This window comes from Chryseobacterium sp. FH1 (assembly GCF_000735135.1).
Classification (GTDB): domain Bacteria; phylum Bacteroidota; class Bacteroidia; order Flavobacteriales; family Weeksellaceae; genus Epilithonimonas.
This window is the reverse complement of record NZ_JPLZ01000004.1, coordinates 65,880-86,129: the sequence shown is the minus strand read 5'-3', so window position 1 is coordinate 86,129 and position 20,250 is coordinate 65,880. Positions and strand designations below refer to the sequence as shown.

The 20,250-nt window shown below is 35.0% G+C and carries 21 protein-coding genes and 1 rRNA gene; 3 read left to right on the top strand and 19 right to left on the bottom strand.

The annotated features are described in order from the left end of the window. The first annotated feature begins 17 nt into the window (after positions 1-17). A 5S ribosomal RNA gene (gene rrf / locus IO90_RS05765) occupies positions 18-125 on the top strand. A gap of 821 nt (positions 126-946) precedes the next feature. Here the strand turns inward: rrf and IO90_RS05760 are convergent. The 9 genes from IO90_RS05760 to IO90_RS18960 all read right to left on the bottom strand — a co-directional run bounded on the left by IO90_RS05760 (position 947) and on the right by IO90_RS18960 (position 8,092). Further along, positions 947-1,831 (bottom strand): hypothetical protein, encoded by an 885-nt coding sequence (locus tag IO90_RS05760; RefSeq protein WP_034964915.1) that lies wholly within the window; start codon positions 1,829-1,831, stop codon positions 947-949. Between the two features lie 10 nt (positions 1,832-1,841). After that, positions 1,842-3,179 (bottom strand): hypothetical protein, encoded by a 1,338-nt coding sequence (locus tag IO90_RS05755; RefSeq protein WP_034964884.1) that lies wholly within the window; start codon positions 3,177-3,179, stop codon positions 1,842-1,844. Positions 3,180-3,182: 3 nt separating this feature from the next. Beyond that, a complete protein-coding gene (locus tag IO90_RS05750) occupies positions 3,183-3,593 on the bottom strand; it encodes a hypothetical protein (protein WP_034964883.1) in 411 nt (136 codons plus the stop codon). Then, positions 3,586-4,026 carry a DUF6804 family protein gene (locus tag IO90_RS05745; RefSeq protein WP_051878352.1) on the bottom strand — a complete coding sequence of 147 codons (441 nt, stop codon included), beginning with the start codon at positions 4,024-4,026 and terminating at the stop codon, positions 3,586-3,588. The genes IO90_RS05750 and IO90_RS05745 overlap by 8 nt, the downstream gene beginning before the upstream one ends. Positions 4,027-4,028: 2 nt before the next feature. Continuing rightward, a complete protein-coding gene (locus IO90_RS05740; protein ID WP_131450830.1) occupies positions 4,029-4,304 on the bottom strand; it encodes a hypothetical protein in 276 nt (91 codons plus the stop codon). A gap of 10 nt (positions 4,305-4,314) precedes the next feature. After that, positions 4,315-5,385, bottom strand: coding sequence for a type I restriction endonuclease (locus IO90_RS05735; protein ID WP_034964880.1), 1,071 nt, complete (start codon positions 5,383-5,385; stop codon positions 4,315-4,317). Between the two features lie 132 nt (positions 5,386-5,517). Then, on the bottom strand, positions 5,518-6,177 hold the full coding sequence (locus tag IO90_RS05730) for a response regulator transcription factor (protein ID WP_034964877.1): 660 nt from the start codon (positions 6,175-6,177) through the stop codon (positions 5,518-5,520). A gap of 10 nt (positions 6,178-6,187) precedes the next feature. Further along, positions 6,188-7,678 carry an ATP-binding protein gene (locus tag IO90_RS05725; RefSeq protein WP_131450829.1) on the bottom strand — a complete coding sequence of 497 codons (1,491 nt, stop codon included), beginning with the start codon at positions 7,676-7,678 and terminating at the stop codon, positions 6,188-6,190. A 246-nt stretch (positions 7,679-7,924) separates the two neighbouring features. Beyond that, positions 7,925-8,092, bottom strand: a complete 168-nt coding sequence (locus tag IO90_RS18960) for a hypothetical protein (RefSeq protein WP_165570245.1) — start codon at positions 8,090-8,092, stop codon at positions 7,925-7,927. Between the two features lie 317 nt (positions 8,093-8,409). Between IO90_RS18960 and IO90_RS05710 the strand changes: the two genes are divergently transcribed. Next, the gene (locus IO90_RS05710; RefSeq protein WP_051878344.1) at positions 8,410-9,294 is read left to right on the top strand and encodes a hypothetical protein; all 885 of its coding nucleotides are present in this window, start codon (positions 8,410-8,412) and stop codon (positions 9,292-9,294) included. A gap of 81 nt (positions 9,295-9,375) precedes the next feature. Further along, a complete protein-coding gene (locus tag IO90_RS05705) occupies positions 9,376-9,834 on the top strand; it encodes a VOC family protein (protein ID WP_034964870.1) in 459 nt (152 codons plus the stop codon). Here IO90_RS05705 and IO90_RS05700 read toward each other — a convergent pair. The 10 genes from IO90_RS05700 to IO90_RS05655 form a co-directional block, all read right to left on the bottom strand. Continuing rightward, a complete protein-coding gene (locus IO90_RS05700; protein WP_076768765.1) occupies positions 9,780-10,160 on the bottom strand; it encodes a winged helix-turn-helix transcriptional regulator in 381 nt (126 codons plus the stop codon). The two genes, IO90_RS05705 and IO90_RS05700, sit on opposite strands and share 55 nt — an antisense overlap. Further along, positions 10,160-10,693 (bottom strand): hypothetical protein, encoded by a 534-nt coding sequence (locus IO90_RS05695; protein ID WP_034964869.1) that lies wholly within the window; start codon positions 10,691-10,693, stop codon positions 10,160-10,162. Before IO90_RS05695 ends, IO90_RS05700 begins: the two co-directional genes overlap by 1 nt. 137 nt (positions 10,694-10,830) lie before the next feature. Beyond that, complete coding sequence (gene argS / locus IO90_RS05690) at positions 10,831-12,594, bottom strand: arginine--tRNA ligase (protein ID WP_034964867.1); 1,764 nt, start codon at positions 12,592-12,594, stop codon at positions 10,831-10,833. Positions 12,595-12,661: 67 nt separating this feature from the next. Continuing rightward, complete coding sequence (locus IO90_RS05685) at positions 12,662-13,030, bottom strand: hypothetical protein (RefSeq protein WP_228374649.1); 369 nt, start codon at positions 13,028-13,030, stop codon at positions 12,662-12,664. 105 nt (positions 13,031-13,135) lie between these two features. Then, positions 13,136-14,506 (bottom strand): MATE family efflux transporter, encoded by a 1,371-nt coding sequence (locus IO90_RS05680; RefSeq protein WP_034964862.1) that lies wholly within the window; start codon positions 14,504-14,506, stop codon positions 13,136-13,138. A 111-nt stretch (positions 14,507-14,617) separates the two neighbouring features. After that, the gene (locus IO90_RS05675) at positions 14,618-15,802 is read right to left on the bottom strand and encodes a sigma-54-dependent transcriptional regulator (protein WP_034964860.1); all 1,185 of its coding nucleotides are present in this window, start codon (positions 15,800-15,802) and stop codon (positions 14,618-14,620) included. A 263-nt stretch (positions 15,803-16,065) separates the two neighbouring features. Further along, the gene (locus IO90_RS05670; RefSeq protein ID WP_034964857.1) at positions 16,066-17,226 is read right to left on the bottom strand and encodes a M20/M25/M40 family metallo-hydrolase; all 1,161 of its coding nucleotides are present in this window, start codon (positions 17,224-17,226) and stop codon (positions 16,066-16,068) included. A gap of 95 nt (positions 17,227-17,321) precedes the next feature. Beyond that, positions 17,322-17,660 carry a hypothetical protein gene (locus IO90_RS05665; protein ID WP_034964855.1) on the bottom strand — a complete coding sequence of 113 codons (339 nt, stop codon included), beginning with the start codon at positions 17,658-17,660 and terminating at the stop codon, positions 17,322-17,324. Between the two features lie 247 nt (positions 17,661-17,907). Continuing rightward, entirely contained in the window at positions 17,908-18,762 is an 855-nt protein-coding gene (locus IO90_RS05660; protein ID WP_034964853.1) for a nucleoside phosphorylase, read from the bottom strand. Positions 18,763-19,029: 267 nt separating this feature from the next. Beyond that, complete coding sequence (locus tag IO90_RS05655; RefSeq protein ID WP_165570244.1) at positions 19,030-20,202, bottom strand: NAD(P)/FAD-dependent oxidoreductase; 1,173 nt, start codon at positions 20,200-20,202, stop codon at positions 19,030-19,032. Between the last annotated feature and the right edge of the window lie 48 nt (positions 20,203-20,250).

Here is a 20,250-nt window from a genome sequence, read left to right as displayed (position 1 = left end):
TTTGTACGAACAGCCTTTAGGGTGGTTCTAGCAGAGGGGCTCACCTGTTCCCATTCCGAACACAGAAGTTAAGCCCTCTAGCGCCGATGGTACTGCGAAAGCGGGAGAGTAGGTCGCCGCCAGTTTTTTTCAAACGCTCATCATTCACTTGATGGGCGTTTTTTTTGTGCGTAGTCAAAAAATTAGTCAATAGAACAAACTGGAATGAAATAATTTGTATTACACTCCTAAGTGCAGTTAAATGGATTCTTGACTATTTCAGAACATATTGCTTATACTTCAATGGTATTATCAGAATCATTATTTAATTATTGCTGTAATTAAGAACTAACAATGAAAAGTTGAAATCTAAGGATATTTATATAATTTATTTTGCTTTTCTTCGAATATGACAATTGGTATAGTATATTAGAGTATTGTCTGATATTAGATGGAGTTGCTATTAGAAGAAATGTTTATTTGAAAAGAAAATAAAAAAGAGAAGCACGAATACGGGTTTGGGATGTGCAATGACAAATAGAAAGGTATTAGAACTTGTGAAATTGTAGTCTTCTATACAACTGAGATCTCGTGAAATAATACTAGATAATCTTATTTACTAAACAATAGATCAAAAGATTTACTTTGTATATGTTTGGAATCTTAAGAAACATTTACCACAAAGGATCTTTCAAGTAGCTTTATGTTTATTTTATTCCCTCTGTACGCCAACTTTTTTATGTTATATAGGTAAACATTATTCTTTGTATCGGTTTGTTTCTAGTATTTAAAATGTAATGATTCTCTCAAATTTACTTTATAGATGTATTTGAAAGTCATTTAGTTGAATTGTTTAATGCAAATATCATTTTTTTGAGTTTTAGTATGCTGAAATTTTCAATTAATAATTAAAAAGTGAGCTTTCAATAAGTTGAAAGCTCACTTTTAATCTTGCTGAATGTAGATTTTACTTATTCAGAATTGTATTTTTAATGATAGGTTCTAGATTGCTTGGCAAGTCTGCATCTTTCATCTGGTATTTTTTGACGTTCATTTCCATAAGCCAATTTTCCAGATATGTTTTGATGACATCACCTTCAAAAGGGTTTCCTTTTTCTGGATTGATTCCCAGTATTACAACTTCCAGATCTTTTAGATTGTCATTGGCCTTAATGAAACCAAAATCTTGGTCCTGGATTTTAGTTTTAAAATCAGAGGTGTTCAATTTCATAGATTTTACCAATTCCGGAGTGAGGTAAGACGTTTTGTTTCCCTCAGAGAATTTCGAATCTTTATGAAACATATAACCGTCGGTCAGAATAAAAAGAATATTTCTGTGCTTATCCTTGATGCAGTAGTCCTTCACTTTGTTCTTGAAAAATCCCCAGATATCCGAGCCAACATATTGCTTGTCCTGAATGGCTGATTGATAAATCCTTTCTGGAAGAGAAGTGTATTTTTCATCAACAAGCTTGATATTTTCCTTTGAAGTATTTTTGTCAAACGAAACTTTCAGTTGCTTTGCAAACTCATTGATTTCCGGATTTGAAGGTTCAGGATTGAAGAAGATCTGCATCTGATCATTAAGCTGTATCACTTTCTTACTTTTCACGTGATCTATAAATCCTGTCTTGATCGCTTTAATGTATTCCAGATCTCTTTGGTAATATTCCATCGATGGATTTGGATATTTCTCGGGGTCAATTCTGTCAGAGAGATCAATTAGTATGCTTATATTTAAATTGTTACTATTGGAAATAGAGTCATTGCTTTTGCCTCCAGTCTTTGTTTCTGGCTTCTTTCCACAGTGTATAAAAAGAGAAAGAATTAATAAATAATATAGTTTTTTCATATTCGGTGATTTATAAAACGGATACATAAACAGAGTTCTGACTGTCAGAATTGGCGCCTACTTTATTAAGATTATAGTTGTACTGGTTTTTGCATTCCTCTATCATTTCTTGTTTTACTGGATGAGATGTCGCTAATTTTTCATTGATAAAAGTGATCCAGCCTTGCACATATTCCGATGCGTAAGATTTGTACTCTTTGGTTGGGATGATGACGCCATCAACGATGTTGTGAAGTTCCTCAATTCTCCCTTTCGCTTTGATGATTAGATCTTTGATACTTGCAATGCTGTTTTTGATTTCCTCCAACTGTTTTTCAAATGCCGTAATTCTGTCTTGATGAACTGTGATATCTTTCTGCTTTTTCAGCTGTTCATTTTTGATCTTGTCTTTTTCTTTATGTTCTTTCATTATGAAATCGAAAACCAATCCCCAAATAATGTACACTACGAATCCCGCGAAGATGATTCCCCAAAACTGGTTTTTGGTAAAAGCTATTGATAGATCGAAGGGTGGCGAATCAAAGGTTTTATTAAGTTCATAAAGTTTGGACTCGATCTCGTAAGCTAAGATGGCATCGAAAACAAATGTCACGACGAAAAGAAGAAATATTTTTATGTAATTGATCCAGTTTTTGTTCTCTCCAAACATGTGGATCAAGTAGCCTAATCCCAAGAAAACAAACGGAATAAACGTTACGAAAGCACCTTCCAAAGGACCTTCGTCCCAAGCTTTGTTGAAAGCCTGAGCGTCCAAAACACTCTGCATAATGCTGACATTCGGGTCAAATGTTTTGAAGAACGCCGAAAATGAGGTTGAAATATAAAATGTGAAAAGATAAAGCGTTATTGGAATTAATAACAAAAGACCAATCCAGAATTTTGTCGAAGCGCCTTTACTGGCGTTGATGTGATAGACTTCCGGATTTCTCGGGATATCATTGATCTCGAATTTGAGAGATTCTATCTTATCCTGAACATTTTTGATGCTGTTTTGAACTTCTTTTATCTGCTCTTCCTTATTATCAAGAGACACTGTGAGGCCTTTGATCTCGGTCTCTTTGTTTTTCTGTTCGTTGATGTATGGTTCTTTCAGTTTATTTTGTTTCTCGGCCAGTTCTTTTTCTTCATTTTGAAATTTAGAATAGATGGCATCCAGACAAATAGATAATGCCGTATGATTTCCGCTGTTTCTGGAGCTGTCCCTGTAGCCGGACTCGTGATAAGTACGTTTTCTGCTTTCCTCTGTTGATTCTTGATTGGTGTTGTTGTCAACAACTTTCAAAGGAGATTCTTCTTTAACGATTGGATCAGGTTTTAATCTGAAAATGTTTTTGATATTACTGGTCATAATTTAGTTTTTTAGATCATTGAAAATATCGTTTTTGCTTTTTCCTTCTTTTACAGATTGGATGAGATAATCCACGATCTGCAAACTGTTTTCTTCCATAAATCCGAACATCAGGACGTATTTTTCTAAGGAAGATTTTTCATTCGGAGTTACTTCGCCGTCTGCCCAGATCATCAGTGTGAGATCGTAGAGATAATCGATTTTTTCTTCGATGTTCTCTGGAATTGATATTTTAGAATTAATTGGATTCAATAGGATTTCGTCCAGTTTTTTCTGGGAAATTCCTCTGTCTTCTGCAGATTTGTACAGCGCTTTCAGCTCCAGCGAACTGAAGTTGTCATCGCAAATTGCCATCTGATAAAGTCTGAGAAAATGAGCCTTCAGACTTTCTGTAGTTTCTATGGTTTCATTCATTGTAATTATTTTTTTGTTTTGTTTTAATGATTCTGTCTCGGCTGAATGTTTTTGGCTGTGGAATTGTCTCCGGAATATTTTGTTCTGATGTTTCTTTTACTTTTCTCTTGATGAAGATCAGGAGCAGGAATAAAATTCCGGTCACAATGTCAATCGGAATCCAAACGCTTTTTCTGTAAAAATGAATTGGAACGATGGGATTGAATAAAATAAGAACAATTCCAAAAATCATGACCCAACCAAGCTCTCTCTGTCTTCCGAAATAATAAACCGTTATCGCTGAAGCAACAAAAACGATGATTCTAAGAAATGTATAATAAAGTAGAGGAAGTGGAAGAACTGCAACAAAACAACTCAATGCACAGAATGTAAAAAGTGTTTTGTAAATGATCTCTAATCTTTTGAAATCACTAATAGTAGTAGCTTTTTCCATGATCAATTGCATCCAGAACAATAACTTCTGTCAACATATTCCTTGCTGCTACCAGACCAATAATAGCAGCCACCTCGTGGTCCAACTTCTAAAGGATAACCATTGTAGGTACAACCTTTTTTCTTTGCACTTGATGATTTCTTACCTTTAGAGGCTTTTTTCTTCTTCTGTTTTTTGACTGCAAATTCTGTTGTAGATGAAAAATTGCTTGTTGATGCTTCGTAAGTTGTGGGAATTAATAATCCTAAAGTAAGTAGTGTGAAAAGTAGTTTTTTCATAGTGGTAGTTTTAATTATAATTTTCAATAGTTTGATGTAGCTCGTCACGATGGTTGTAAATCTCATCTAAAGAGCCAAGGTTTACTTTTTCTCCGGAATCTTTACCATTATGAAATAACTCAATCAAGTTTCGACTACTTCCAAAATGGAATCTGCAAATAGGCTTTCTGTTATTGTCGTCCAATAAAATCCCAAAATATGACTGTGTATCTCTGTAAGCGATTCTTTCAGTTGGAATCTTTTCTCTCAAGATGGCTTTTACGATTTGGAAAGCTTCCAACTCTTCGTCAGTCGTCACTACTTTTGGAATGTCGGCATTCAAATCGATAGTGTTTGTTGCTATGGCGACTTTCTCCGTCTCAATATTATCATTGATGACCAAGGCTGATTTTAATCTTGAGCTGATGGATTCTGATATCGATAGGCTTAACGCTCTTTTCGTATATTCTTTGAAAACAATCATTCGGTTTGCCGTCAAAGGCCTTTCAAAGAATCTGTTGACAAGAAGTTTCACTATTTCGTCAGATGGATTTTCTATTTCTTTTTCGAATTCTTTTCTGATGGCTTTGATGTATTTCAAAGCTTCAGCTGAGTCTAAAATCGATTCCAAATTATAACCGGATTTCGTAAAGCTTTCCAAAACTTTGATGGAATTATCTTTAATATTATCAAGGTTGATGGTGAAAAATGGCTTTTCATCCATAATATTGGGTTTCTCCAGGTCTGTGTAGAAATTATAAATAATGCCGTTTGTCAGAACGCCGAATCTCGCTTTTGAAACGTGATAATAGCGATGCAGTTGAGAGTTATGAGCATCCACGTTTTCCCGCCAACTTTTGCATTCAATAATTAAGATGGGTTCATCATCTCTCTTGATCACGAAATCCACCTTTTCACCTTTTTTGGTTCCGATGTCCGCAATGAATTCCGGAATGACTTCGGTTGGATTGAAGATATCATATCCCAGAATTTGAATGAATGGCATTACGAAAGCAGTTTTGGTAGCCTCCTCTGTTTGTATCTGATCCCTGAGTCCATTCACTCTTTGATGCAGTTGTTCTAATTTTAATTTGAGATCCATGTCTATTTATTTGTTTAACACTCCAAAATTACTTCTGCCCCAATTCAATTTTTTACGGAAATCCGTAAAAACAAAAAAAACTTCCAAATGTTTTGAAAGTTTTTAATAATAGTCGATTATCGTTGAAAAATCTTATATGATTCCGAAGTCTTTGCAAAAAGCAATTAATTGTTCATTACTATTGATAGACAAGGATTCTTTGATTTCCTTCAGCCTTTTTTCGACGGCACTCATGCTGGCAGGTTTTATCTCGTTTTCCTTTAGGTGATTTGGGATTTCTTTCACAAGTATTCCATTGGCTAATAAGGTAACAAGCAAAGTGTCGTACTCAGAAAATTCGAAAGCACTTTTTTTATTTCCTTTGAGATCATAGGAAATGTATTTTTCATTATTATAAACAGATTTTATTGCTTTTTTAAGATCTTTCACATCTTCTCTGGCTTTTCTAACATACGCATTGATATTTTGCTTATTGAAAAGATCATCTATAATACCTTGTTTTTTATTTACGGAGAAAACAATTATTTTTAAGTCGGGTTGTATTTCTTTTACAGCATCTATCAACTGTTGACCATTTTTTATCTTTTGGTGTCTGTGATCTTCTTCAAAAGAAAGATCTGTGATCAGCAACTCAAAAGAATTATTTTCCTGGATTCCCATTTTGATCCTGCTGATGGCGTCATCGCAATAACTAACGTATTTTGGATTAGTAATCTTCAAATCTTCCAAAGCCTTTTGGACGGAAATGTTGGAGCTTTCATAATCTTCTGCAATAAGAACTTTTGTAAACATGTGTTTTTTTTTAAATTGGAAATGAAATATTGATTTTCAGTAAATTATTTGTTTCTGTGTCAAAATTAATTTTTCCATTTATAGAATTAATACGGTTTTCCATATTTTGAAGACCATTTTTAGGTGAATGTGTTTTTATTCCAACGCCGTTGTCTGTGTATGAGATGTTTATGTGTGAACTCTCATTTGTGAATTTTAGAAAAACTTTGTCTGCCTGACTGTGTTTTTTCATATTGGTCATCAATTCCTGCAGAATTAAATAAACTTCGGTTCTGATTTGAAAATTGACACCTTCCCATAATTTTTCGTTATTCCCGTGAAAAATAACTTGTACAGCGTCCGACGAATAAGAGTCAAGCATACTTTGAAGTTGCTCAAAATAGTTTTGATTCTCATTGATTTCTTCATTTTCATAAGAGATATCTCTAGAGGTTTCGTAAACATTTTCCAAACCGAATAGTAGCGAATCTCTGTCAATGTGTTCTTTATTCTCAACTTGAGATAAAATTTGATAAATTCTGTTAGCAACGCGGTCGTGTACTTTTTTGGAGTATTTCAGTTCTGTATTTTTGACTTCCAAAAGTTTTTCTTGCTGATGGATTTTTTTTCTTTTTTTAAGGTATAAAATGAAACCAATGATTGTAATTAAAGCAAACGCAAGAGCAACATATTGTTTTATAATATGATTTTGTCTTTCAGTGCTTTCGGCTTTTGCTTTTAGAAAGTCAGCTTTGTTTTTTTCGGTTTCATACCGGATGAGTGCAAATTGATTTTTAGCTTTATTTCTTGCCGTTTGAAGACTGTCATTCATCTTTTGATAAACTTTGAAATACTGTTTGGAATTGTTGGCGTCTTCGAGGGAGATTAATTTTTGAAGTGCTTCGATTTGATCGTCTGGGCTTTTGATTTCTTTCGATATTGCAAACATTTTTCTTGCATAAACTAGGGCCGAATCTTGATTTTTTTTGGCATAATAGTCCGATAAATGTGAATAGCTGGAATTTAGTCCCCAATTGTCTTGATCTTTTAGTCTAATTTTTAATGCTTCCTGAAATTCGGAAAGGGGATTATGTTGGGCATTATGAGTCCATTTTGTGAAGGCAAGATTATCTAAAATACGTGACTTGTAATTTGTGTTTTGCTTATTTTTATTCAATAAAGTACTTAAAATTTTTATTGATACATTGTAATCTTTATTTCTTCTGTAATTGTTAGCGAGATTATTTGTGTAGAGATTTTTATTTACTGAATCTTTTGAAAATAATATAGCTTTTTCATAAAATTCAATTGCTTTATTATAGTTTGTCAGTTTACTGGATAATATTCCCAATGTATTATAATTGATGGATAGATAATTGTGTAAAGATGAGTCTTTATCATTAAAATATTTTAATGCTGAGATGCCTGTTTCCAATCCTCCGTAATTATCACCAAATTGTTCTTGAATAATTGCCATATTGACTAAACATCTTCCTGCATCTGCACTATCATGCTTTTCCAAAAAAACATTTTTAGCCTTGTCAAAATATTGAAAAGCACTGTCGGATTTGCCTACTTCTCTAAAAACAAATGCTTTATCATAATAAAAATTTTTTATTTCATTATTTTTTAAAACTTTTTCTTTAGAACATGATAAGATTATAAGTAAACATAAAAGGCTAAGTAATTTCAAAGTTTATAATTTTTCTATGAAATTAAAACAAAAAAACGAAAGGAAGAACCTTTCGTTTTATAATTACATGTTGAATTATTTTTTCGGAGGAATGGGATGTCCATCTTCCCCACCAGTTCCTCCTGGATTAGGACTCGGTTGTGGAACTGATGATGTAGTTGTAGTGCCCTCATTTCCGCAGTTTGAAGTATTTGAGTTAGGGTTTGAGATCAATCCCAATAGTATTAAAATTAAGTTTAACATTGTCGTAAAAATTTAAAAATTGACATTCGTGTTCTTCCCCGCAAAACGGATCGCGAGCAGATGACACAGTGGTTGAAAAAAGAAGCGCTTCTTAAATTTTTGGGAAGTCAACCTTCAAAAACGGAAGAGAAACATCTGCTTCCCAAGCCAGAGATCTCTCTCCGTTTTATCTGGTTGTTTTTTGGAAATCAGTTTTGTAACTTTGTTTTTGTAATGTTTTGTTTATCACTGATTTCTGATTACAAATTTCAGCCAAATGGGGTCCTTTTTCCTAGACAGAGACTGGACACAGATTGGACAGGATTTTTATCATTTTTATGGAAAACCGTAATTTTTCAGACATAGGTTTGTCTAATTTGGACACGGAATTAATTCTTCAATTAAAATATATGTATGACAAGAAGAAAACTTTAGTCAAAACAGCTTTTGAACAAGCCGAAAAAGAGTTAAAAAAAGAAAATGCCAGCAAAAATTATCTTGCTGGATATCTTAGTACTCATTTTGAAGGTTTATTCGGATCTGCAAAAACAGATAAGATGTTTGAAAGGTATTATACCGATTTAGTACAAAAAAATCAAGATCGTTTTATTGATGAAATTACTTTGGATCAATTAAGTAAATATGTCGGATACAAAGATTATGAGGATTTTTGCAAGAATTTTACTTTTACAAAAAAAATTAATGATTCTACGACATTGAAATTCAGTATCGATGATGAAGAACAATCTTTAAAAGGGACTAATTTTAATTTTACACTTCTTAATAGTCCAGTTTTTAATCTTCAAGAATTCCTTACCAAGCAAAGTAATCTAGGAATTATCGGAGCGATTCTTTGTGGCGGTTTATTCGTCGGAAATAAAATGTACAAAGCAGATGAAAGGTCACCCGAAATAGTAAACAATGAAAATAAGTTAGGATTGTTGGCTGAAACGAAGCAATGCATGTATTGGAACGGAAAGCAATATATCCCGGAAGATTGTAACCAACCCAAGGATGATTTGATTGCAATCGATCCTAAGAAAATTGCCAATTTCAAAAAAATAACCAAACCAGACACCATCAGTTCAGTTAGAGGAATTTGGTATTCCAAATATCAAAATGAAGTAGAATTTTTTACTGCAGATGGTATTAATCCAGAGAATGGAAAAAGCCTCAATCCACTCACAGAACGCATTTTAGATAAATATACCAATAAGGAATAGGTTAGTCGTTTTTCGACTAACAATTTTGTAAGTTCTTTCATAACAAAGCTTCACCCATTAATTTTGTTGAAAATTTGAAAAATGAATTTACAAGACAACATCATCGGTTTCCACCATTATTCGTTGAAAGCGGTCAATTTTGAAGAAACCGTTGGTTTTTACGAGACATTGGGTTTCAAAGTGCAACATTCCTGGTCGTTGCCAGATTTCGAACTTGAAAAGTGTGTGATGATGCACCATGCAAAGATCAATTCATTCGTAGAAATTTGTGATAAGAATGCAAGTATGCCATCGCAAGGAAGAAAAAGAAAAGCGAATGAAGAATTTATCGAAAATTCAATCCTTCATATTTGTTTTGTGGTGAAAGATGCTGAAAAAGCTAGAATAGAAGCGTTGAAAAATGGGGCAACAGATTTGAGTGAAGGTGTTTTCGAAATTGATTTGATCAATGGACATAAATCTGTGAATGTCAGAAACAGCTTGGTTTACAGTCCGAATGGTGAAGTGATAGAATTTTTGGAGTCCGTTTCTTTTGATTGATTTTCAAAATCGATCTCGTTCAGTTTGTCCAAATAATCCAGGATTTTCTTTCCTTTAATTGTCAAAGAATAAGTGGGCTGGATTTTATCTTTAGAATTGATGACAATCTCATTGGCTTCCAATTCTTTCAGTTGTTTGGTCAATATTCTGTCGGTAACATTTGGCAATGTCAATTTGAATTCAGAATATTTTACGTGCTCATTTTTCAAGATAAATATCAATGAAATTTTCCATCTTCCGCTGATTTGCGAAAGGATTTTATGAGCATTGCAATATTCTTCTAATATCTTTTCGTTGAGGGAATTGGTGGAGTTTTCTTTTCGCATTATAATATGAATCCTTTTGGAATTTTTGAAATATCTAAATCTGTTGGATTTGCGCCTTGGATTAATGATAATATGACTTCATCTTTTTTTATGTTTTCAAATTCATCGTAACTTAAGTCAAATAATGACTGAAGATTTAAGTTTATTAATTGCTCTTTGTCATTGACGTAATTGTCAGAATAAATTCGCATAAATTCCTTTTTTAAGATTTCGTTTATTTCAAAATTCTTGAATTTTTTAAAATCACCTTCTTTTATTCTGAAAATTCTTTTCAATATTGAAAAATCCTGAATTTCAATTTCAGAAATGATATTGTCTTTTAATATGAAATTTGCATAAGAAATTAATAAATCCAAAGAATCAAGTTTGATGTCTTCAACCCTTTCAATTTTGAATTTCTTCAGGATTGGATTAAAATGATTTAGATCAAATTTGTCATTTAATAATGATAAAATTTCAATAAAATATTCTTTAGAATTTTCATTTATTTCTTTTTGAGTGAATTCGGTAAATGAATTGGAGAATTTGTACATATTAAATTTTTCACATGGTTATCATTCCAAATATACATATCCAAAGAACCAAAAACAAAAAAACTCCACCGAAGCAGAGTTTTAATTTTATTTTCGAATTGAAAGCCAATTGCCAAAAGCAATCAGCCATCAGCCATTTACATTCTATTCACCACATTGATTCCCAATATTGATAAAGCTTTCTTGATCGTCTTCGCAACCAGATCAGAAACCTGAAGACGGAATTGTTTCGCATCCAGATCTTCCTGTTTTACAATCGGGTTATTCTGGTAGAAAGAGTTATAAGATTTCACCAATTCATAAACGTAATTCGCCACCAAAGCTGGACTTAAACTTTCCGCAGATCGCGCAATCACTTCTTTGAATTCAGCCAAAAGCATGATCACTTCTTTCTCGCTTTCATTTGGAACGTATGCGCCAAAATTTCCTTTTCCAGCATATTCAGCCTTAGCCAAAAGTGACTGGATTCTCGCATAGGTATATTGAATAAATGGTCCAGTATTTCCATTAAAATCAATACTTTCCGCAGGATTGAAGAGCATTTTCTTTCTCGGATCCACTTTCAAAATGAAATATTTTAAAGCACCCAATCCAACTGTTTCGTAAGATTTCACTTTGTCTTCGTCAGAAAGCGTTTCCAACTTGCCAAGTTCCTCAGATTTTTCTTTCGCAGTGGAGATCATTTCTTCAACCAATTCGTCCGCGTCTACCACGGTTCCTTCTCGGGATTTCATTTTTCCTTCAGGCAATTCCACCATGCCGTAAGACAAGTGGTAAAGCTGATCTGCCCATTCGTAACCCAATTTTTTCAAAATTTTGAACAAGACCTGAAAGTGATAATCCTGCTCATTTCCAACTGTATAGATCAATTTCTGAATGTCATTTTCTTTGAAACGCTCAACCGCAGTTCCAAGATCCTGAGTCATATAAACCGAAGTCCCATCCGAACGCAAAAGCAGTTTCTGATCAAGACCTTCATCCGTCAAATCACACCAAACAGAACCATCATCTTTCTTGTAAAGAATCCCACTGTCAAGCCCTTTTTGAATGAGATCTTTCCCAAGAATGTAGGTATTGCTCTCATACTGAACCTGGTCAAAATTAACGCCCAATCGGGAATAAGTTTCATTGAAACCAGCATAAACCCACTCATTCATCATCGCCCAAAGTTTTCGAACTTCCGGGTCATTATTCTCCCATTTCAAAAGCATTTCCTGAGCCTGGATGATGCTTGGCGCTTGCTTTTTCGCCGTTTCCTCATCTATGCCGTCGGCAACCATTGCTTTGATCTCGGATTTGTATAACTTATCAAATTCAACGTAGTAATTTCCGACCAATTTATCGCCTTTCAAACCAGTAGATTCTGGTGTTTCGCCGTTCCCAAATTTCTCCCACGCCAACATCGATTTGCAGATGTGAATCCCACGGTCGTTGATGATTTGAGATTTGATGACATTATAACCGTCAGCTTTCAAGATCTCGGCAACAGAATAACCTAAAAGATTATTTCTAACGTGCCCGAGGTGCAAAGGTTTGTTGGTATTTGGCGAAGAATATTCCACCATAACCGTTGCATTTTTCGGTGTCACGTTATCAAAATCATCCTGAAGTTCAGACAATTGATTCGCGAAAACCACGTCTTTCAATTTAAGATTAAGGAAACCTTTCACGATGTTGAAGCTTTCAATAAAATCGATCTCGTTTTTGATCGCTTCTCCAAGTTCGTTTCCAATCGCATCAGGGCTTTTCTTTGCCAGCTTTACCAAAGGAAAAATAACGATGGTGAAATCACCTTCGAACTCGGTTTTATTTTTTTGAACATCCAAGTTCACGCCTTCCACACTATAAAGTTTCGGGATGATCTCAGATATTTTTGATTGTATATGTTGTATGATATTCATTTCAGAATTTTGTGTTGCAAATTTAAAAATTTAAAATCTGTATTTTATTAAAGGATAGAAATATTGATTATTTTTTTGTCATTAAAATATCTTTTATATCATCCATTGTCATTATTACGTCGTAAGTCAAGAAACATTTTGGACCAACTGAATTTAAACTCAATGAAAATTGATTTTCAGAAGAATTTGAAATTATTATTTCTCCTTTTGTAAAAAGACATTTTTCATATCTATAAGAAGAGAATTTTGCTTCTTTAATTTCTATTATTAATTCTTTTTGATTATTTTCAGAAATCTTCTCTTTGTTTATTAGAAATTTTTCGCCTTGAAAATTAATAAAAGAAAATAGAAAATCATTTTTTCCACTTTTATTAATCTCAAACTTGATAATATCATTTCCATCTCGTCCTTCCCAAATACCTTGCAGTTTTTCCATTTGATTATAAACTGATTGTTGAGAGAAATAAAAATTCAAGAAAAATGTAAATATTATAAGGATAATTTTATTCATATTTTATTTAATTCTAAAAATTGATTTGCACTAATTAGTTAAGGCCAAAGCTAATGCTTTCCTCTTGCTCAATCTCAAAAACCTGATGACCAAAAGAATCGCAGAAATCGTCAATCCAATTCCCAAAGCAATCCACATCCCAAATGCGCCCATTTTCATTGTCACACAAAGAAAATAACCAACCGGAATCGTGAAAACCCAATACGCCAAAAACGTGATCACACTCGGGATTTTCACATCCTGGATTCCTCTCAGGCATCCTAAAGCCGTCACTTGGATTCCATCAGACAACTGGAAAAGCGCAGCGATGATCATTAATTTTGAAGCTAATTCTATTACTAAAACATCACTTTCTTTGGTGAAAAAATGAGGCAGAACGTTTCGGAAAAGGATGAACATAATGCCACAAAATCCCATATATATTAATGTTAATTTAAAATTATTGATCCCGATTTTCCTTAAGCCTTCAAAGTCTCTAACGCCCATTTTGTTACCGATCATCACCGTAGAAGCGACACTGAATCCAATACAAAGATTAAACGTGAATGAAGCCATCGACAAAGCGATCTGATGCGACGCAATGTCCTGAGAACTTACCAATCCACAAATAAAAGCGGCTGCTGCGAAAGCTGTGACTTCGAAGAACATTTGCAAAGCCGTCGGCAATCCAAGCTTGAACATTTTACTAAACATTTCTTTACTGAATTCTGCAATTTTTAAAGAAAAATCTTTGATATATCTTCTTGTTTTCGGTTCTTTTACCAAAACAAAATATAAGAAAACCACCATAAAGATTCTCGCGATCAATGTTGCCAAAGCCGAACCTTGAACACCCATTTCCGGGAATCCAAAAAGACCTTTGATAAAAACGTAATTCAAAGCGATATTAATGACATTCGCAATAATTGTGGCTTTCGTCACACCAATCGTGAAAGACAAACCTTCCGAAACTTCTCTCAAAGTCTGGAACATCATAAATGGAATCATCGTAAACGCCATAATGCTCAAAAAGCTGATCGTATCGGGAATGATCTCAGTTGGTTGATCCATGTGTTTGATCAATGGAAGTCCGGCCAATAATAAGATCATCAGCAAAATCCCAATCCCAAGGTTGATGACAAATCCGTGTCTGAAAACCGAATTGATTGTCTCGTGTTTTCCCTGAGAATTGGCCTCAGAAACCAACGGCGGAATCGCAAAAGAAAATCCCAACGCCAAAACGAAGATGGAAAAGAACAAGGCGTTTCCCAAAGATACAGAAGCCAAAGCCTGCGCGCCCAAAAGTTTCCCCACGATGATGTTGTCGAAGAGATTCACGGACACTTGTCCGACTTGTGTCAACATCACAGGAAGTGCCAGTTTTAGCCCTTGCTGTGTGTATTGTTTATCTAAAAATTTCATTAGTTTGTCTTATTTTATTTTCAAATGAAGAATTCTACCGCGTAGAATCTCAATTTTTTCCAAAAAAAAACCGCAGAATAAACTGCGGTTAAATATAATATTTAATTTAGTTTACTTCTTTACAAAACTTGCGACATCGTCAGCAGTCACGGGATCAGCACCTAAGATGATCAACCTTTCTACAACGTTTCTAAGCTCACGGATGTTTCCAGTCCAGTCATATTGCTGTAACGATTTGATTGCTTTGTCATCAAATTTCTTAGCCGCAGAACCATTTTCTGAAGCGATAAGGTTTGTGAAATGCTCTACCAACAATGGAATATCTTCCGCTCTGTCGTTAAGTGAGGGAACGCTGATCTCAATCACAGAAAGCCTGTGGTACAAATCCTCACGGAATTTCCCTTGCTCGATTTCCTTAGCCAAATTTTTATTGGTTGCAGCGATAACGCGGACATCAACTTTGATTTCTTTATCACTTCCCACAGGAGAAACCTTGCTCTCTTGCAATGCTCTAAGCACTTTTGCCTGAGCAACCAAACTCATATCACCGATTTCATCCAAGAAAATAGTGCCGCCAGTTGCCTGCTCGAATTTCCCAGATTTATCTTTGATCGCGCCTGTAAAAGAACCTTTCACGTGACCGAACAATTCGCTCTCGATCAATTCTGATGGGATTGCCGCACAGTTCACTTCGATCATTGGTCCTCGTGATCTTTCACTTTGGGAATGGATTGCGTGTGCTACCAATTCTTTACCAGCTCCGTTTGGTCCAGTCACTAGAACTCTTGCGTCAGAAACAGCCACTTTGTCGATGATCTCTTGGATCTTCTTAAGTGCAGGCGATTGCCCAACCATCTGGTATTTTTTATTCACTTTTTTCTTAAGCTGAGAATTCTCTTGTTTCAGATTTGTGTTTGCTTTTTGAAGATTGCCTTTGTCTAATGCATTTTTGACACTGGTGATCAATCTGTTGATGTCAATAGGTTTTGAGATGAAATCATAAGCACCTTCTCTCAAACAGCCAACAGCAGTATCGATGTCTGCGTGTCCGGAAATCATAATGAAAGTGGTCTCAGGCTTCAAAGCAAGACTTTGTTTCAGAAGTTCTGTACCGGAAATTTTTGGCATTTTGATATCAGAAATTACCAAAGAATAATCGTCTTTTTCTATGTATTTGAAACCTTCGAGACCGTCTTCTGCGATTTCGAACTGGTATTCTGGTAACTCATCTGATAAAATACTATGTAGTACGCCAGATATTGCTTTTTCGTCTTCTACGATTAAGATTTTTTGCATAGGTGCAAAGATACAAATTTTTGATTTCGTAAAGCGAAATTATTATGATTGTTTATTATGAAAAACGAAATATGGAAATGTTCTAAAAAACTGGAACATCATCTTGGCGACAAATCGTCTTTGCAATAGCGATAGTAGCGGTTATCCTTTTTCCAAAGCGAGGGGAAAAGCCAAGGCTGGGAAAAGATAGTAGAGGATAGCGCGACCCAAGCAGTGGGAAATGCGGAGGCTAGGGGATTGCTCAGATAATTAAGAATTAAGTTTTAGTCTACGATAATTTTCTTTGTGATCACTTGATCTTCGACTTTGAAAGTTCCAAAGTAAATGCCCTTCGAAAGGGACGAAATGTCAATTCTGGTCTGGTTTTCTGTTTTGATGAGGTTTTTTCCGTCGATGTTTGTAATTGTAAAACTGAATTTTTGTGACTTGCTGTTGAGAAATTCTAATTGTAAAAAGTCTTTCGCCGGATTTGGATAGAATCTGAAACTATTCACTAAATCTTTTGGCGTATAAATACTCAAAATAGGGGATGCAATCGCAAAATGCTGAACAGCGCCAGTTGTGGCTTTCGCAATGTTGTAAATATAAACTGGATCTAGATTAATGTATTTATCGCTTGCTGTGTGAGCGTATGGGGTTTCATTGTATTCGAACAGACCTGTGATAATTTCCCCGTTGGCTTGGAACGGCATATAATCTGAGGCGTAAGCGTAACTAAGGTTAGTCTTTAAAGTGGAGTAAAGCGTAACGCAATTCATCAATTGCTGCGTGAAAGTATTGGAAGCCGCATTGTTGGCGCTTGGATTGCTGGACTCGTCTCTTTCGCAGGTGATCGTATCGTTGGTCTGTCCTTTGATGCCGCCGACTTCATCAATGTTGAGGACTAGGCGGATGTTCATTTTCGGATTGGTGGCGTTCACAACATTTGAAACATAATGTGCGGAACCCAAAAGGCCTTGCTCTTCGCCAGAAAAATTGATGAACTTGATGGAATATTCGGTATTGACGTTTTTCATAAGACGGGCAACTTCGAGAATGACTGAAACGCCACTGCCGTTGTCATTGGTTCCTGTTCCTATGATCGTGTCGTAGTGACCACAAACGATGATGTAGGTATTTGGATATTTGGTTCCTGTCTTTGTGACAATGAGGTTGGAAGTGGAATTACCGTTATAGGTAAAATTGTCTCTGGTGATTTCCGATTCCGAATATCCGAAAGAGAGATACTTATTCTTAAGCCAATTGTAGGCATTGTTGTTAGCGATAGAGCCTGTGGTTTTCACGCCCAAACCTTCAAACTCTTGCAAGTATGTATTGACGTTGGTTTGTGAGACCAAATTGCTGACATCGGCGTAATTCTGATTGAATGTTTGAGAATTTGCAAAAAATCCCAGGAATAATATGGAGAAAGCTAAGTTTTTCATTTGACATCTTAATAAAGTGCAAATATAAAATAAAAAGGAGAAGACTTGATAAGTGTCTTCTCCTTTCGTTTTGAAAAACTATTACTAACTTAAAACTAATTTGTAGCTTTTCTGACTTCTGCTTTTACGTCTTCACTAGCATCTTTGGTTTTTTCCCAAGCGTCAGAGGCTGTATCTTTTGTGCTGTCCCAAGCTTTTTCTGCGAAGTCTTTTGTGTCTTCCCAAGCTTCAGATGCACTGGCTTTTAGATTTTCGAAGAAACCATCTCTTGTTGGTTCTTCATTTTTTCTTTTTTGTTCATCAATGTAATTTCTTGCTCTGGTAGCATAATCATTGACTGCGCTTTTTGTTTTATCAGCCGCATTTTCTAATGAGTTTTCAGTTCTGTCAACTGCTCTTTCTGCGTCATTGTACTTTTGATCTTGTGTGCTCATAATAATTTATTTTGTGTGTTAATTGAAAAATTTGATTTGATGCTAACAATTATTCAATTACAATGCCTTAAAATCTTAATGAACGTTAAAGTAATTATAAATAAAACCAAACACAAAAAAAGCAACATCCAATATGAATGTTGCTTTGTAGTAATAAGAAAATTTCTATCCCCGGCCCTAAAGGGTGAAAATTTTCGTTAGTGGAATTCGGCTCCCTTTTGGGCTGAGGTAAAACGAATTCCATTTTCTATTTAATGATTCTCTCAAGAACCCATTCGATCATCATTTTCTCCGATGCGTGGTGGTCGCTTGCAAATTCGCCTCGTCTTCTGTTGGCGATGACACAGTTGACGGTCAAAGCTTTGTGGCCTAGCAATTTTGAAAGACCATAGATCGCGGAAGTTTCCATTTCGAAGTTGGAAACGCCAAGGTCATTCAATGTTTCAAGGAATTGGTCGTCCAAAGCTTTCAGTCGTAACTGACGACCTTGTGGTGCGTAGAAACCTGGGAAAGTCGCGGTGTTTCCTCTGTACTTTGCATCGGCGTAATAATCAGAAATATCTTCTGCCCAATCTGAGAAATACAACATTGGTTTGATTTTCTCGTAAGGGAATTTTGCCAAGAAGTTTTTGCTGAATTCATTTTCAAAAGTATAATCCTGATAGAAATGCAAAAGTCCGTCAAGTCCAACCACGTTTTCTGTCACCAACATATTATTGACCTCGATATCCGGATTCACACTTCCGCAAGTTCCCAAGCGGAAAAGTTCCAAGGCTTTGTGCTCTGTCTTGAATTCCTTCGCCTTCAAATCGATATTGACCAAGGCGTCCAGCTCGTTCATCACGATATCGATATTCTCAGTCCCGATTCCGGTGGACATCACGGTAATTTTTTCGCCACGCAAAGTTCCGGTGTGCGTGTAGAATTCTCTTTTATTTTTTTTGATTTCAATCGTGTCGAAATACTTTGAAACTTTTGGAACCCTGTCCGGATCGCCCACCAAGATTACTTTTTCGGCAAGGTCTTCAGGAAGAAGATTAAGGTGATAGACACTTCCGTCGTCGTTTAGGACCAGTTCGGAATCTGCTAATTTGTTGATCATATTGTTGATTTATAATTTAAAAGATTAAAAAATTAATGATTGTAAAAGGCACTAATTTTTGAAATTAAAAAGGTTTTAAAGTTAATAAAATTCTCCATCCGCAAAAGGATTGACGCTTTTTAATTTTGCAAAAAACAATTTATATTTCTTTTCAAAGATATTTTTACCACATAGGCACATAGTTTTGAAAGGAAAAATAGTCTTAAGAAATTCCTATTTTCTCTTTTTGTATGTAGTTTACTATGTGTCTATGTGGTTTAAGTTTAGCTATTTAAAAATCTCATTTGCAACCCAAAATCCCGTACTGAAACAAGCCTGTAAAAGATAACCGCCAGTTGGTGCTTCCCAATCTATCATTTCGCCGGCGCAGAACACGTTGGGGAATTTTTTCAATTCAAGTTTATCATTGAATTCTGAAAATGAAACTCCGCCCGAAGTCGAAATCACTTCATCAATTGGTCTATAACTTAGAATCTCAATCGGGAATCTCTTTATTAATTTTGATAGAATTTCTATGTTTGTGTAAGTTTCTTTGTCTAAAGTTTTAAGAAGATTGAGCGCGGTGGTCGATAGTTTTAATTTCCGTTTCAAAACCTGACTTATCTTTTCTGTTCCGTTTAATTGTTCGAGGATTTCAGCTTCTGAGAGATTTGGTTTTAAATCGATATTGATGATTAATGGTAAATCTTGTTTTCTTGTAAAGCGATTGAGATAATAAATCGGACTTCCTTCAATCCCATATTTTGTAAAAACCACTTCTCCAATTTTATCATTTCCTTCAAAAGAAACTTTGATATTTTTAAGATATTGACCTTGCAGTTGATGAAATTTAGAATCCGTATCATAACCGGAATTTGCAGATTCCAAAGGCGTGATTTCAATGTTTTTTGATTTTAAAATCTCAATCCATTTCGCATCAGAACCTGTCTTTTTCCAGGAACCGCCACCCATTGCCAAAATCAATTTTGAATAGTTGACTTTAAGTTCGTTCTCTTTATTTTTAAGCGTCACAGAATTCTCGTCAAAATTAATAAAAGTATGCTCGTAATGAATCACAACGCCCAATTGTTCTAATCTATCGAGCCAGGCTTTCAAAACCTGAATCGGCTTGAAATTCTTCGTCGGAAAAATCTTCCCAGAACTTCCAATATAAGTCGTAATTCCCAAATCAGAAAGCCAATCCACCACCTTTTTGTTATCGAAATTTTTTACAACCTCCCGAATTTCCAGCGCATCATATTTTTCGATAAAAGATTCTAATTCCTCACTGTGCGTCAAATTGAAACCGCCATTTCCTGCCACCAGAAATTTCCTTCCTGGAGCTTTGTTTTGCTCAAAGATTTGAACTTTGAAGCCTTTCTCAGCAAGGATTTGTGACGCCATCAATCCCGCAGGACCGGCACCAATGATGATGATTTGATTATCAGGAATTTGTTTCAAAAGGACGGTTTTTTCTAAGGAGATTAGGGATTGGAAAATTACACGAAG